We start from the raw sequence: 15,261 nt of genomic DNA, 5'->3' as shown, positions 1-15,261 counted from the left end.
TTTATCCCGTCGTGCCTTTTTCATCTCTTTATTTGAGAGAATTGCTGAAAGTTTCTGCAATAAGATCCGATCATGATCCCAGAGCTTAGAAAAGTTTCGCCATAATCTTGTCCACAAATGCAAATTGATGATCGATCGGGAATAAAAAGATCGATCAATTAAAAAATTATTATAATTCATATAGTTATTTTTTATCACATCTCTGTTTATTGGCGTTTGATAACCGGTGGATAAAATATATGAACAGAGTTATCCACAAGAGATGGCGGGATCGTGGAATAATTGAACAACGGAATATTCGTACTCTAATATGTCCTAACGTAGAAACGAATCGACAGTCGTGGCATCCTTAACGACTAACAGATTATCTCAATTGGACAGCAAATAGATTATGGCCAGCATTCCTGATAACCCACTCATTCTTATCGATGGTTCTTCTTACTTATATCGTGCGTTTCATGCCTATCCCGGCACCATGAGTAATGGTGAGATTCCAACCAATGCGGTTTACGGTGTCGTAAACATGGTTCGCAGTATGATGCGCCAATTTGCATCTGACCGGATTGCGGTTGTCTTCGATGCAAAAGGGAAAACGTTTCGTGATGATATGTATCCAGAATACAAAGCGAACCGCCCATCTATGCCTGATGAATTACGCTGTCAGATTGAGCCGTTACATAAAATTATCCGAGCACTTGGTTTGCCACTGATCTGCGAAGAGGGTGTGGAAGCGGATGATGTGATCGGAACATTAGCGAGCCAAGCTTCTAAAGCCGGCATACCGGTATTGATCAGTACTGGTGATAAAGATATGGCTCAGCTGGTCGACGAGAACGTTACGCTGATCAATACCATGACTAACGTAGTGATGGATCGTGAAGGTGTGATTGATAAGTTTGGCGTCCCACCTGAGTTGATCATCGATTATTTAGCCTTGATGGGTGATAAAGTCGATAACATTCCTGGTGTTCCGGGTGTGGGTGAAAAGACAGCAACTGCACTTTTACAAGGCATTGGCGGTCTGGATGATCTTTATCAGAATTTGGACAAAATTGCGGCTCTTGGTTTCCGTGGCTCCAAAACCATGGCGAATAAGCTGGAAGAAAACCGAGATAATGCCTATTTGTCTTACAAACTAGCGACGATTAAGTTGGACGTCGATATGCCGTTTACTCCTGAGAATCTTGTAAAAGAGACTCCAGCGAAAGATGAGCTGATTGAAATGTACGGCAAAATGGCATTTAAATCGTGGCTGTCTGAGTTGTTAGAAGGTGGTGATGGTACCGTTGAAGCGGATGATAAATCGGCTGCAGGACGTTACAACGCTCCAGAAAAGGCAGCGCCAGCGGTTTCTGCGGCAGCCAAAATCGATCGTAGCCAATATCAAACAGTACTAACTGAAGCGGATTTTCAAGTTTGGCTGGACAAGTTAAAAGCCGCAGATGAATTTGCCTTTGATACTGAAACCGATAGCCTTGATTACATGGTGGCGAATCTTGTCGGTCTCTCTTTTGCTATCAAGGAAGGGGAAGCCGCTTACGTTCCTGTCGCGCACGATTATCTTGGCGCTCCAGAACAACTGTCGCGTGATTGGGTTCTCGCACAATTAAAGCCACTCTTAGAAAACCCAGAGCAGGGCAAAATTGGGCAAAACTTGAAGTACGATGCTAGCGTGTTGGCGCGTTATGACATTCACATGCAAGGTATCAAGCATGACACTATGTTAGCTTCTTACGTATACAACAGCGTGGGTGGCAAACATGATATGGATAGCCTGGCACTACGTTTCTTGCAGCATAGCTGCATTTCGTTTGAGCAGATCGCAGGTAAAGGCAAATCGCAGGTGACCTTTAATCAAATTGATCTTGATGAAGCAGCGCCTTATGCCGCGGAAGATGCGGATGTGACGTTACGTTTACATCATCACCTGCAAGCGCTTATGGAAAATGAACCGGATCTGCAAAAAGTGTATCGTGAGATCGAAGTTCCATTGGTACCGGTTCTGTCGCGAATTGAGCGCACTGGCGTACTTATCGATGACATGCTGCTAGGAGCACAATCACAAGAGCTGGCGCAACGCTTAGACGAGCTAGAACTTAAAGCTTATGAAGTGGCTGGTGAGAAGTTTAACTTAAGCTCACCAAAGCAATTGCAAACCATTTTGTTTGAAAAAATGCAGCTACCAGTAGTGAAAAAGACGCCTTCTGGTACCCCTTCAACCAATGAAGAAGTGTTGCAAGAGCTCGCATTAGATTACCCATTACCAGCGGTGATTTTGGAATATCGTGGTTTAGCTAAGCTGAAATCGACTTACACCGATAAACTGCCGAAGATGATTAACCCAACGACTGGACGTGTGCACACTTCCTATCATCAAGCGGTTACAGCAACAGGGCGTTTATCGTCAACCGATCCTAACTTACAGAATATTCCTATTCGTAACGAAGAAGGTCGCCGTATTCGCCAAGCGTTCGTGGCTCCACATGGTTGGAAAATCATGGCTGTCGACTACTCGCAAATTGAGTTGCGTATTATGGCGCATCTTTCAGGCGACAAAGCGTTATTGGAAGCATTCCAACAAGGTAAAGATATTCACGCCGCGACAGCTGCAGAAATCTTGGGTACCACGATTGACCATGTTACCAGCGAACAGCGTCGTCGCGCTAAAGCGGTTAACTTTGGTCTGATTTATGGCATGAGTGCGTTTGGTCTAGCGAAACAACTGGGTATTCCTCGTGGTGAAGCTCAGCATTATATGGATACTTATTTCGAGCGTTACCCAGGTGTAATGCAGTATATGGAAGACACCCGCAGCCGCGCCGCGGAAAAAGGGTATGTTGAAACCATCTACGGCCGCCGCCTACATCTACCGGAAATCCAATCGCGTAATGGTATGCGTCGTAAAGCGGCAGAGCGTGCTGCAATCAACGCTCCAATGCAAGGCACAGCCGCTGACATCATTAAAAAGGCGATGCTCTTGGTGGATGAGTGGATTGAGAAAGAAGGTGATGGTCGTGTGAAATTGCTAATGCAAGTACACGATGAACTGGTTTTCGAAGTCAAAGAGGAAGCTTTGTCCGAAATTGAAAGTAAAGTACAGGAATTGATGGAATCTGCAGCGGATCTCAACGTGCCACTTGTGGCGGAAGTTGGCCATGGTGACAACTGGGAACAAGCTCACTAGATTAAATCGTAAACAAAGACCCTAAATATTATGAGCCAGCGCACATTCGCTGGCTTTTTTGTACGTTTAAAAAACAAAGCGTTAAATAGGTACTCATGTTGTTTAACAAAACTATCATGAAAAAAACTTACAAAAAGTATTTTCATTTCTGACCAAATGTTGTACATTAACTTCCGTAGGGTACAGAGGTAAGATGTTCTATCTTTCAGACCTTTTGTTTCACGTTATTGGATTAGGCTGATTCAGCCGCCCCAGTCACACTTTTGACTGGGGCGTTTTTTATTGTACGCTATTCCAATATTTATCTGGCTTCCAGGCCCATTTCTTCCTTTCAATATCCATTTATCATTTCGTTATTTCACGCTTCTTGTTTATTACACATAGGCATAAAAACAGATTTATCTGGTTGTTTTTTAATCGACTTTTGCTTGAGTAATAATCTGACTGAATTATTCAATTCTGTAATAAAGCTTCATTCACACTTTGGTTATTTATTAATGCAAACCAAGTTGCATTAAAATGATGCGAACTGAGATTAATTCATTAAAAAACATTATGTTGTGTTCGGATTGTCGCAGGTGTGTTGCATTGTTCTGGTGCGGAAGGGATATTGAATTTTGTGATGTATTAGAGAATGCTTACAAGGTATCTATTTCAATAACTCTAAATTCTCTCCCTTTTTCCCCACTTCGGTGGGGATTTTTCTTTTCTGAAGACAATAAAAAGCCCCGCAGAGATGCAGGGCTAGAAAGTGAGAGAGAAGAATTACTCTTCGTCGCCAATAAATTCAACTTGGTTATCGTCACTGTTCTCGGCCAATGCAAGTTGTTCAACCATTGGGGCATACCATTCATCGAGGCGAGCACGGAGGATATCCACACCGATACCACTCAGTGATGAGAACGCATCCACTTTAACATCGCCACCAAACGCTTCTGCATCTTTACGTACTTGCAGAACTTGTGCTTTGCGAGCGCCGCTTTTTAGTTTGTCTGCCTTAGTCAGCAGTACTTGAACTGGAATGCCACATTCTACAGCCCACACCACCAATTGCTGATCGAGATCTTTCATTGGATGGCGGATGTCCATTAGAACCACAAGGCCTTTTAAGTTTTCGCGTTTTTGCAGGTATTCACCTAGCGATTTTTGCCACTTTTTCTTCATCTCAAGTGGTACTTGGGCGAAACCGTATCCAGGCAAGTCGACGATATGGCAGCCTTCAGCAACTTTAAATAAGTTAATTAGCTGAGTACGACCCGGTGTTTTACTGGTTTTTGCTAGGCTCTTTTGATTGGTCAAGCGGTTAAGAGAGCTTGATTTACCTGCGTTAGAACGTCCAGCAAACGCAATTTCGATACCCACATCCATCGGAAGATGGCGAATGTCTGGGGCACTCGTAATGAAATGCGTGTTTTGATAATGAATTTTAACGCTCACTCTGTTTACTCCATCTCGACGATTTGGGTCTTTCTAATTCAGTGTAGTTTGCTACTGGTCACAAGCGACCGTCAGCAGAGAATCGCGCATTATAACATGAGAGTCGTTTGATGACTCCTATCTGTTGTAGTGAGTTTTGCTTCCGATAGTCATTGGGAAGAGTTTTACCTGCCAATTTTTGTTCTTTGGTCGTTATTTCATTAGGTTAGGTGGGGAAAATTCTCCCATAGAAAAGATAACTATCAACAAGTGATAAAAGACAAATCAGATTTAGGCACTGCGAGTTGGCCTGTTTTTGTCGATTTTTGAAAAAAGTGGGGGAAATTTGTTCGTAAGCTCTCCACTATATAGGGGATTTCTGGTATGTTGCGCATCCCATGAAAGGAGGTCAGCTATGCATACTTGCCCTTTATGTCATCATGAAGAGACACAAGCATACTTTGAAGATAAAGTTCGCTCCTATCTTCAGTGTCCACAGTGCCAGCTGGTCTTTGTGGTTCCCGAGCAGCGATTAAGCTCTGAACGGGAAAAAGCATTTTACGATTTACATGAAAATGATCCTGCCGATGCAGGATATCGCCGATTTCTTTCCCGTGTATGTGATCCGATGGTTGAGCGTTTAGCCCCTCAATCTAATGGGTTGGATTTTGGTTGCGGTCCTGGGCCAACATTGTCGTTAATGTTGGAAGAAGCTGGGCATCAGGTTGCGTTGTACGACATTTTTTTCCATCCTGATAAAGACGCTTTGAATGTAACGTATGATTTTATGACTGCGACAGAAGTGATTGAGCATCTGCATGACCCTCACACTGTGTGGCAGCAATGGTTGAATTTAGTTAAGCCGGGAGGCTGGATTGGTCTGATGACCAAGATGGTCAAAAACGTAGAGGCGTTTGCTGGATGGCACTATAAGAGCGATTTAACCCATGTGGTGTTCTTTAGTCGCGAAACGTTCCAGTTCCTAGCCGAGCGGGATAAGCTCGAACTTGAATTTATAGGCAATGATGTAATTTTACTGAGGAAACCCCAGTAATGAGTCGCTCAAAAAAATCCAGAAAACCTGGTAGCAATGGTGCTGCTGATGTCATCGTCGTTCGTAACCGTAGTGAAGCTGATGTTGAAGGCCGCCTACGCAAGAAACAGAAAAAACACAAAGGCTTAAAGTCTGGTAGCCGTCATTCTGTTGCTCAAGAACACGCAACAAAAACCTCAGCACATGCGAAAGATCCACGTGTTGGTAGTAAGAAGCTGATTCCTCTTGTTGTTGAAGCGAAGAAAAAACCAAGCAAACAAGAGCGCCGTGTTTCTGCAGAGCAAGAGCTAGAGATGCTAGAGAACGATGCACAATTGAACGTATTGCTCGATCGTATCGACAATGGCGAAAAATTGGGTGCGGGCCTACAAAAATACGTTGATGAAAAACTTGATCGTATTGAAGTGTTGATGAAGCAGCTTGGCTTGTACGATGAAGTACTTGAAGACGATGATGAAGAGGAAGAGTTCGACGACGAACCTGTTGTTGTTCCTACTTCAAAAGCGAAATCACGTCGTTCATACAGTGATGAAGAGTTGCTTGCGCAATTTGAAGACACTGATTTGGATGAATATAAAGACTAAGGTGAGAAGATGAATGTAACCCTATTAGCTATCGCTGGCGCTTTGGTAATTATTGGCCTAGCCACCTACGCGGGTTACCTTCTGCTGCAATTGAAAAAGCAGAAAGTACTTCAAGCTCAGCATCGGGCGTTAGCCATTGAAAAGCGTAATGCCAACATCTTTGATAGCGTGAATATTCTCTGCTTGGCGGTGATTCAGGGGCAATGTGATGTTTCTGAAGCGAGCATTCGCATTTACAACATCATGGACTATGTCCAAGGTGAGCAGCGTGTTGAGCACTTTGAGCAGGAGTTTCCAGCCCTTTCAGAGCTGTACCATATTGTAAAAGATATGGCTCGTGGTGATGCTCGTAATGCGCTGCCTAAACGTGAGCGCATGGAACAAAACTTGGCAAGAATGAAAGCGGAAGCCCGTTTGTCTGACGCCATCGTCGATGAACTTAAAGGTTTACAAAAGCGTATTGCTCCTCTGAATAACCAAATCGCCATTCAGATGATTTAGGTTATACAGACCTGCCTTGGTTAGTGATCAAGCTAACAAATTCGAACATTAACTCATCATTTATCTAATTTGCCACCCGACGTATCCGCGTCGTGTGGCAAAATATTTTTTCACTGGTTATTTAGCGGAAAGAATTATCATGTCGTTGTCAGTCGTGTCGAGTCAACAGATCGTTTGGGATCAAGCCATTTTAGACAAGTACAACTATTCTGGCCCCCGTTACACCTCTTATCCGACGGCGCTAGAGTTTCATGAAGCGTTCACTATTGCTGAATACGACATGGCGTGCACCGAATATCCTGAGCGACCGTTGTCGCTGTATGTGCACATCCCGTTTTGCCATAAACTTTGCTATTACTGCGGTTGCAACAAAATCGTTACGCGCCATGTTGATAAAGCGGATGAGTATCTTGATATTCTTGAACTAGAGATTCGCCAACGCGCTTCTTTGTTGCAAGGTCGTCGTGTCACTCAGTTGCATTTTGGTGGCGGCACTCCGACTTTCTTAACACCAGTGCAAATTACACGAGTTATGGCGCTACTGCATGAGGAGTTTGACTTTGATGCTGATGCTGAAATCAGTATCGAAATCGATCCTCGTGAGATTGAGTTGACCATCTTAGACCATCTGCAACATGAAGGTTTTAATCGCATCAGTATTGGTGTGCAAGACTTCAACAAAGAAGTGCAGAAGCTAATCAATCGCGAACAGGATGAGCAGTTTATTGTTGATTTGGTCGAGCGTGCAAAACAGCTAGGATTTCGTTCAACTAACCTAGATTTGGTGTACGGATTACCTAAACAGACCGCGGAAAGCTTCGCTAAAACATTGCAGCGTATTCTGGATATTCGTCCGGGACGCGTGTCGGTCTTTAACTACGCACACATGCCTAATATTTTTGCGGCTCAACGTAAAATTAAAGATGAAGACCTGCCGAAAGCCGAAGAGAAAATGGCGATTTTGCAGCAAACGATCGAGATGCTAACTGGCGCTGGTTATCAGTTCATTGGTATGGATCACTTTGCTTTGCCAGATGACGAATTGGCAGTTGCTCAACGTGAAGGTAAGTTGCACCGCAACTTCCAAGGTTACACAACGCAAGGTAACTGCGATTTAGTGGGCTTTGGGGTTTCTGCTATTTCTATGATTGGTGATGCTTACGCCCAGAACCAGAAAGAGTTGAAAAAGTACTATGCGCAAGTGGATGAAATGCGTCACGCGCTCTGGAAAGGGGTATCTCTGGATGGGGATGATTTGCTGCGTCGTGAAGTAATCAAACAATTGATTTGTAACTTTAAACTTGACAAGCAGAGCATCGAATCTCGTTTTGGATTGCGTTTCCATGATTACTTCAAGCAAGATTTAGCACTATTACAAACCTTTATCGATGATCAGTTAGTCACTGTTGATGAGCGTTATATTGAGGTTACACCGCGTGGTCGCTTGCTGATCCGTAATATCTGTATGTGTTTCGATAAATATTTGCGAGTCAGAGCGCGTCAGCAACAATTCTCTCGTGTTATTTAGAACTAACGTATTGTTTGAAAATAAAAAAAACCAGCTTACGCTGGTTTTTTTGTGATTAAAATTTAGGGCAGTAACGACAATGCTTTTTGGGTAACGTCGTGGGCTGCTTGTGTCATGTTTTGCTTATCTAACGCTTGAGCCAGCAGGGCGTAATCCGACACACTTGAACGTAGTGACAGGGCTTGTTCAAAGTGGTGTTGAGCTTTCGACCAGTGTTGCTGTTGTAAATACAAACGTCCTAAAGAGCTATGTGCTTCAGCGTTATTAGGGGACTTGTCGACTATTTTTAGCAGCATGGCTTGCAGCGAAGCGTGGTAGTCACTTGGCAGCTCTGGGAGCAATGCGTACAGCTCACTAGATGGTGTGGCTTTTAGTTGCTTGCTAATGAAGTTATACGCTGCAGCGTCTTGATGGATTGCCATGAGTTGCTGAGCAAGACTTGCCACTAAAGCAGGTTCTTTCTTCGCCTTGCGTGGCATGCTATCCCAATACTCCAGCAAATCATCACTACGCTGACGGCCTGCCGTGTGTGCCAGCATACCCTGATAAGCCTTAATGGTCAGTTGCTGCTCTTCTAGTGCAGAGAGTTGACTGTATTTTAGAAGCTTAGGTAGCAGCTCAATCAATGGTTGCCACTCTTCTAACGCTAGATAGATCTGCTTGAGTAGTGAGAGCAAAATCGGGTTGTTAGGATAGGAAGGCTGCAGGGATTGTAAGGTCGCCAACGCTTTCTTCCATTCGTTCTCTTTCACCCACATTCTGGCACGAGTCAATTCAACCGCGAGTGTCGCATCATCTTGTTCACTGGCCAAATTCAGATAGTGATCGCGTTTGTCACTGTCGCCAGCGCTTTCTGCGGCTTCAGCGGCAATCAAATAGCAAAGTAGGGGTTTATCGTGGTGTTTTGCCCAGCGGATAACCTTTTTCTCAGCCTGTTTAAAATCCCCTTCGAGCAGTTTAATAATCCCTTCATTGGTGAAGCGACGCGAACGACGCATTTTGCGTACGCTAAACCAGTTGAGGGTATTAAAGCTGGCACTTAAGGTTTTTTTCACCAAGTATTCAAGCACAAAGATAACGGCGAGTAGCGCGATGAACATGATCACTAATGTGGTTACACTCATCTCTAACGTTTTGTTAGCGATAGAAATAAGCACATATCCTTGTTGGCCAGAATACTCAGTACCAACGAATAGACCGGCACCGAGGATAATAAAGAGCAGTATCGCTTTTATCATCAGTTTTCCTCCCCAGTCATTGAGGTGACTTCGCGGCGTAAACGCTCACGAATCAGATCTGATAATGTCGCTTGAGAGACAAGCTTCACTGGGTAAGTGACATTGATTTGCTGTTTGGCTAACTCATTTATTGTACTACGAAAGCTTTTTACGCCTTTGTCATCCGGGTTGAAGAAGGAGCCAGACCATTTCTCTGCTGTAGTAAGCGAGCTGGTGTAAATCTCGGTTTGGCGATCGTAAACCGCACGAATGGCGGTTTCGAGTTTCGCTTTGAGGTTTTCACGCAGATAGAAATCTTGCTTTGGTGATAACAAAGGAATGACGTTACCATCGCGACTACGGAAGGTAATAAAGTTGGACGCGAAATCTTTTAGCGATGTCATCAAGTTATGCTGCCAATCGTTAATGTCTTGCGACACCACTTCTTGGGTTTCTTGCTGTGCTTCTGGCAAGATTGCGTTAGCTAATGGTAATTGATCGATCTGTTGTTCTAGGCTAATTAACCGCAGCACTAAACCATCGCGATCAATTAAGGGAATTGATTTAAGCGTTGTGATGTCGCTCGACATCGCCTGACGCAATGGGGTTAGGCTTGGATCGTTCAATGCCGCAATACGTTGATCGGCACTCTCCATCAGTTGAGTCGCGGTTTCTGGGTCATGTTCCAAATAGAGTTTACGACCAGCCATTTTAACTAAGTAATCCGCTTCGGCGAGTAACCAGTCATTTGGACGACGGCCTTTCACATCGGCGATCGCTAACTGCAGACTCTCAATACTTTTTTGTTGCTGGTTCAACTGTGTTTCTGTTTGGCTAGTCAGTGTCTTCGCCGTGCTATCCAATTGTGCTGTATTTTGTTCCATTTGCTGCTGCAGTCGCTGTTGAGTAGAAAGTAACTGCGTGTGCAATTGGGTCAACTCGGTTTGGTATTGACGTTGCTGATATTGACTGTAAAGCGCCAATGATCCGCTGAGCACGATAGAGAGTGCGATAGCAACAGCACCTAGGCGAATAGCCTTTTTATCTTTATTCGATGGAGAAGGCACATCTTGGCGGGATGCGGTCGGTGACGATTCAGGAATAGAGGTAGTAAGACTGTCGTGTTCAGATTCAGTTTGCGAATTGTTGTTTGTTGTCATTGCTAGAGTCCTGTCGGTTAGGGCTGCAGAGCTGCCACTAAAGCTGAATTACTCGCGCTGCCAGTCGCGATTACATCAATAAAGCCCATAAGCCGAGCTTCTTGGGCGGTTCTATCACTGGGAACCAAAAGGTGTAACTGTTTGATCCATTCTGATAGTTGCGAGCCAAATTGGCTTACAAAATAAGTTAACTGTTGGCTACTGGTCACAATCATGGTGTCGACTTGGGCTTTTTGCCACTGTGCGAGACATGCTTGAGCGTCAAAAGGGCGCTCTACACGCCGATAGACCTCTTTATAGCTGACCTTGGCACCCAAATGCGTCAGGGTATCGTAAATCAATTCACGCCCACCATTACCACGCAAAATGACGACTTTAGATTGGGTAATCGACCGAAATTCATCGAGAGCAAGAAAGTGTTCACTATCACTAACGCTGGGGTAGTTTACCGTTTGTCCCGTGACTTTGCTTAGACTCTGAGCAGTTTTTTGACCAATAGCGACATAGCGACAGGTTGTTGGCCAGCTTTGCTGGTGGGCTTGCAAATAGAGGTGACTTTGTTCAACGGCATGCTGACTCACAGCGATGACCAAATCGTGTTGTTGTAAGGTCGTCGCAAGGTCCTTTAATTCTGAACCCGGAATGATGTCGAGCAGCGGATGATAAATGGTTGTCACTCCAAGCTGGTTGAGCTGCTGACACAGCTCAACTCCTGCTTGTTCTGGGCGAGTTACCAACACCACTGGCATGATTATTCGTGCTCTGAGTAGAGTTTCGTCAAAATCTCCGCCGCACCGTTTTCAAGCAATTGTTTAGCAAGGGTAATGCCTAATTGCTCAGCATCATCACGCGAACCGCGAATATCACCACGAATCATTTGTGAACCATCCGGTTCGCCTACTAAAGCGCGGAGCCAAAGCTGGTCATTTTCTAACACTGAATAACTGCCGATAGGCACTTGGCATCCACCTTCTAAGGTAATGTTCATTGCTCGTTCGCACTTAACGCGATCTGCGGTGTCACGGTGGTTAAGTGGTTCTAGAAGCGCTAATAATTCACTGTCATCGAGACGACATTCAATACCTACAGCACCTTGACCAACAGCAGGTAAGGATTGCTCGGGTTCAATGTAACTGCGAATACGTTTAGAAAGCTCTAAACGCTTTAGACCGGCTGCGGCAAGGATAATGGCGTCATATTCACCCGCATCTAATTTGCTTAAACGAGTACCAACATTACCACGCAATTCTTTGATAATAAGATCTGGGCGCGCTTCTTTAATCTGGCATTGGCGACGGAGGCTGCAAGTACCAACAACGGCACCTTGTGGCAGTTCATCAATGCTTTGGTAAGTATTGGAAACAAACGCATCGCGAGGGTCTTCACGTTCACAGATGGTCACTAAGCCCAGACCTTCTGGAAATTCCACTGGCACATCTTTCATAGAGTGAACGGCAAGATCGGCACGACCTTCAAGCATTGCGACTTCGAGTTCCTTAACGAACAGCCCCTTACCACCCACCTTCGCTAGAGGAGTATCAAGGATGACATCACCACGAGTCACCATAGTAACCAGCTCAACAGCAAGACCTGGATGCGCTTCTTCTAAAGCTTCTTTTACATAGTTTGCTTGCCACAAAGCAAGAGGGCTTTTACGCGTTGCAATACGTATTGGGGTAGTTCGAGTCATGACTTGTCCATTGAAACCGACTGTGAAAATTAAGTTCATCCTAACATTTCAGAGGGGAAATTCTTACTATTAGATGCACAAGACTGCCTAGCGGCGCTTCATTTATTTTCAGTAAACAAAATAGTGTGATTTGTATCTCGTTTAAAATATGCACTATGATTATTCCACAAGCGTCGTGAGCCCAATTAGGTCAACCGAATCGGCAAGTCTCTGTTTGACTATGGAACTTTGGGCCAACTTCGTTCAAGATAGCTTTACCGTGATTGATTAAAGTGTTAAATTGATCACGTTTTATTGGCTCAATTGTTCAATATCTGAACAAAGATGCCTTGTTTGGTGTATCAATCAGGATGTTACCTTGCGGTCTTACACAGCGACTTTAATTAAACGAGCAGACAAGCTAAACCAGCAACGCACCGAGCGTGCGCTGGCGCTTATGAATTTGCAAAGTCAGCGTGTTTTTCATCTGATCCCAATGCTGCTGCATTTTAATCACCCGCAAATTCCCGGGTATTATGATGAGCAAGTCCCTTTTGGTATCCAAAACTTCCATTTTAATGACGTTCAAGAGCAGTTTGTCTCTGATCTTCATCTCACCGCCTCTAAACCTCTGATTAACGCAGAAGTGCCTGATATCCTTGCTTTGTACACCATGGGAAGTACCTCTTCTATTGGGCAAAGTACTTCCAGTGATTTGGATATTTGGGTTTGTGTTTCCTCTACTATGCGTTGTGAAGCCAGAGAAAATCTCGGCAACAAATGTTTACTCATAACCGAGTGGGCCAAAGGGCAAGGTGTTGAAGCGAACTTCTTTATCATGGATGAAGAGCGTTTTCGCCATAATCAATCGGATGCGATGACAGGGGAAAATTGCGGCTCTTCACAACACCTTTTGCTGTTAGATGAATTTTACCGTTCGGCAATGCGCTTAGCGGGCAAGCGTCTTTTATGGCAAATCGTTCCTCCAGAAATGGAAGAGTGCTACGACCAATACGTTAATGAGTTAAGTCAAAACGGCTATATCCAAAGAGATGAATGGATCGACTTTGGTAAGTTGAATGGCATTCCAGCACAAGAGTACTTTGGTGCTAATTTGTGGCAGTTGTATAAGAGTATCGACTCGCCATACAAATCAGTATTAAAAGCGATTTTGCTTGAAGCGTATTCGTGGGAGTACCCGCATACACAGCTATTAAGTGTTGATACGAAACGACGCTTCTTTACCCATGAGCCTGATCTCTATGGGATGGATGCGTATTACTTAATGCTGGAAAAAGTGACTCGTTATCTGGAACGCATCGGTGATGAATCCCGTTTAGAACTCGTTAGACGTTGCTTCTATTTAAAAACGCACGAAAAATTGTCGCGTGAGCCTGGTGTCGGTTCTGTGCCATGGCGTAGAGAAGCTCTGCAAGAGCTGACGCAGATGTGGCAATGGTCGCCTGCGTTGATTCGTGAGTTAGATAATCGTCGTCACTGGAAAGTTGAACAAGTTAAGATTATGCACCATGCGCTGCTTGATGCGTTGATGCAAAGCTATCGTAACTTGATCCAGTTTGCGCGCCGCAATGACATTACGTCTGCTATCAGTCCGCAGGATATTTCTATCCTTGCGCGTAAGCTTTATGCGGCTTTCGAAGTGTTACCGGGCAAAGTCACTTTGCTCAATCCGCAAATCTCCCCTGATTTACACGAACCCGATTTGTCATTTATCGAAGTCCTTGCCGGACGAACCAATAAACCGGGTTGGTATCTGTATAAACAACCGCTAAAACCCCAACGTATGATTGGCCAGCATTACCTTGAGCATAACGAATACTTGAGTAAATTGGTGGCATGGGCTTTTTTTAACGGTTTGATTACGGAATCGACGCGATTACATGCGGTGATTCGTGATGCTTTCTTGGATATCGACAAGTTCTATCAAATGGTGAGTGACTTGCGAAACACGTTTTCGCTGCATAAACGTCGTCCAACCATGCAAGCTCTAGCGAGCCCTTGTGAGATAAGCCAGCTGGCGATGTTCATCAACTTTGAAAAAGACCCTACTGCAAAATTGCAGGGGAAGACGTTAAAAGTTGATCTTAAGAATGTGGATATTCTTAGCTTTGGTGAAGAACAGTACAGCCTGATTGGCAGTGTTGATTTGGTTTACCGTAACTCATGGCAGGAAGTTCGTACGCTGCATTTCCAAGGGGAAACAGCGATGATTGAAGCGCTTAAAACCGTACTTGGTAAAATGCACCAAGACGCACTGCCTCCAGAGTCTGTTGACGTTTTCTGTTACAGCAAAAACTTCCGTGGTGTCATGCGTAACATGGTGTACCAATTGCTGGCGGAATGCATCGATTTGCGTTTGAAACCGATGGAGCAAGAAAAGCGTCGTCGTTTTAAAGCGTTACGAATTGGTCGTCAAATGTATGGTCTGTTTTTTGAACGCCGCGGCGTTTCCGTGCAGAAACTAGAAAATTCAGTCGATTTCTATCGCAGTATTTCCAGTAACAAGCTGAGCGGTTCACCACTATTGATGCTGGATAAAGAGCATGACTACCAGTTACCTGATGTAGTGGATGGTTTTGCGAGTGAAGGTTTGGTGCAGTTCTTCTTTGAAGATACCGATAAGGGCTTCAACATCTATGTGTTAGATGAAGTCAATCGAGTTGAAGTGTATCACCAGTTCAGCGGTGAAAAAGATGAGATGATCGCTTTGGTCAACGGTTTCTATACATCAATTCAAGATGAGAATAACTTGGCGTCTAAGTTTATTAACTTCAATTTGCCACAGTACTATCAAATCGTTCATCCCGTAGAGGGCGATAGCTATGTGGTTCCTTACCGCAATGATTCGGTGGTGTATTCCAAACCCATCAAGGCTGTGAACGCCTAACGTCTAATGGTCATTATTCAAAAGTAAAAAAGAGCATCGA

11 protein-coding genes and 1 pseudogene are annotated in these 15,261 nt (G+C 44.3%); 7 read left to right on the top strand and 5 right to left on the bottom strand.

The genetic code is table 11. The features are described 5' to 3' along the window. The first annotated feature begins 391 nt into the window (after positions 1 to 391). Together polA and OCV11_RS25125 are read left to right on the top strand one after the other, a co-directional pair. Positions 392 to 3,184, top strand: coding sequence for a DNA polymerase I (gene polA / locus OCV11_RS16150; protein ID WP_261894067.1), 2,793 nt, complete (start codon positions 392 to 394; stop codon positions 3,182 to 3,184). A gap of 193 nt (positions 3,185 to 3,377) precedes the next feature. Beyond that, positions 3,378 to 3,425: a hypothetical protein gene (locus OCV11_RS25125; RefSeq protein WP_438356636.1), complete on the top strand. Its 48-nt coding sequence runs from the start codon at positions 3,378 to 3,380 to the stop codon at positions 3,423 to 3,425. Positions 3,426 to 3,949: 524 nt separating this feature from the next. Here OCV11_RS25125 and yihA read toward each other — a convergent pair. After that, positions 3,950 to 4,621 (bottom strand): ribosome biogenesis GTP-binding protein YihA/YsxC, encoded by a 672-nt coding sequence (gene yihA / locus OCV11_RS16145; protein WP_261894066.1) that lies wholly within the window; start codon positions 4,619 to 4,621, stop codon positions 3,950 to 3,952. Between the two features lie 394 nt (positions 4,622 to 5,015). Here yihA and OCV11_RS16140 point away from each other — a divergent pair, with 394 nt between their 5' ends. From OCV11_RS16140 to hemN, 4 genes and pseudogenes are all read left to right on the top strand, one after another. Further along, positions 5,016 to 5,654 carry a class I SAM-dependent methyltransferase gene (locus OCV11_RS16140; RefSeq protein WP_261894065.1) on the top strand — a complete coding sequence of 213 codons (639 nt, stop codon included), beginning with the start codon at positions 5,016 to 5,018 and terminating at the stop codon, positions 5,652 to 5,654. Then, positions 5,654 to 6,082: pseudogene (gene yihI, locus OCV11_RS16135) on the top strand (Der GTPase-activating protein YihI); the annotation flags it as partial. The gene OCV11_RS16140 and the pseudogene yihI, both read left to right, overlap by 1 nt. A gap of 165 nt (positions 6,083 to 6,247) precedes the next feature. After that, positions 6,248 to 6,739, top strand: coding sequence for a DUF2489 domain-containing protein (locus OCV11_RS16130; protein WP_261894063.1), 492 nt, complete (start codon positions 6,248 to 6,250; stop codon positions 6,737 to 6,739). Between the two features lie 139 nt (positions 6,740 to 6,878). Continuing rightward, a complete protein-coding gene (gene hemN / locus OCV11_RS16125) occupies positions 6,879 to 8,267 on the top strand; it encodes an oxygen-independent coproporphyrinogen III oxidase (protein WP_261894062.1) in 1,389 nt (462 codons plus the stop codon). Between the two features lie 62 nt (positions 8,268 to 8,329). Here hemN and OCV11_RS16120 read toward each other — a convergent pair whose 3' ends face one another. Genes OCV11_RS16120 through hemC form a run of 4 tightly spaced genes read right to left on the bottom strand, consistent with a single transcriptional unit; the run spans position 8,330 to position 12,334 of the window. Next, complete coding sequence (locus tag OCV11_RS16120) at positions 8,330 to 9,505, bottom strand: heme biosynthesis protein HemY (protein ID WP_261894061.1); 1,176 nt, start codon at positions 9,503 to 9,505, stop codon at positions 8,330 to 8,332. Further along, a complete protein-coding gene (locus OCV11_RS16115; protein WP_261894060.1) occupies positions 9,505 to 10,644 on the bottom strand; it encodes a uroporphyrinogen-III C-methyltransferase in 1,140 nt (379 codons plus the stop codon). Before OCV11_RS16115 ends, OCV11_RS16120 begins: the two co-directional genes overlap by 1 nt. Before the next feature lie 17 nt (positions 10,645 to 10,661). Further along, positions 10,662 to 11,393: a uroporphyrinogen-III synthase gene (locus tag OCV11_RS16110; protein WP_261894059.1), complete on the bottom strand. Its 732-nt coding sequence runs from the start codon at positions 11,391 to 11,393 to the stop codon at positions 10,662 to 10,664. Positions 11,394 to 11,395: 2 nt separating this feature from the next. After that, a complete protein-coding gene (gene hemC / locus OCV11_RS16105; RefSeq protein ID WP_261894058.1) occupies positions 11,396 to 12,334 on the bottom strand; it encodes a hydroxymethylbilane synthase in 939 nt (312 codons plus the stop codon). Positions 12,335 to 12,692: 358 nt separating this feature from the next. Between hemC and OCV11_RS16100 the strand changes: the two genes are divergently transcribed. Next, positions 12,693 to 15,221, top strand: coding sequence for a class I adenylate cyclase (locus OCV11_RS16100; protein ID WP_261894057.1), 2,529 nt, complete (start codon positions 12,693 to 12,695; stop codon positions 15,219 to 15,221). Positions 15,222 to 15,261: the final 40 nt, after the last annotated feature.

The organism is Vibrio porteresiae DSM 19223 (assembly GCF_024347055.1).
In the GTDB taxonomy this organism is placed as follows: Bacteria; Pseudomonadota; Gammaproteobacteria; order Enterobacterales; family Vibrionaceae; genus Vibrio; species Vibrio porteresiae.
Note: the sequence above shows the minus strand (reverse complement) of the source record. Positions and strands in the feature narration are given on the sequence as shown.

What these genes read in the sequence shown, in the direction of transcription:
- polA (WP_261894067.1), top strand. Translation starts at nt 392, where the DNA reads ATGGCCAGCATTCCTGATAACCCACTCATTCTTATCGATGGTTCTTCT.
- OCV11_RS16140 (WP_261894065.1), top strand. Translation starts at nt 5,016, where the DNA reads ATGCATACTTGCCCTTTATGTCATCATGAAGAGACACAAGCATACTTT.
- OCV11_RS16130 (WP_261894063.1), top strand. Translation starts at nt 6,248, where the DNA reads ATGAATGTAACCCTATTAGCTATCGCTGGCGCTTTGGTAATTATTGGC.
- hemN (WP_261894062.1), top strand. Translation starts at nt 6,879, where the DNA reads ATGTCGTTGTCAGTCGTGTCGAGTCAACAGATCGTTTGGGATCAAGCC.
- OCV11_RS16120 (WP_261894061.1), bottom strand. Translation starts at nt 9,505, where the DNA reads ATGATAAAAGCGATACTGCTCTTTATTATCCTCGGTGCCGGTCTATTC.
- OCV11_RS16115 (WP_261894060.1), bottom strand. Translation starts at nt 10,644, where the DNA reads ATGACAACAAACAACAATTCGCAAACTGAATCTGAACACGACAGTCTT.
- OCV11_RS16110 (WP_261894059.1), bottom strand. Translation starts at nt 11,393, where the DNA reads ATGCCAGTGGTGTTGGTAACTCGCCCAGAACAAGCAGGAGTTGAGCTG.
- hemC (WP_261894058.1), bottom strand. Translation starts at nt 12,334, where the DNA reads ATGACTCGAACTACCCCAATACGTATTGCAACGCGTAAAAGCCCTCTT.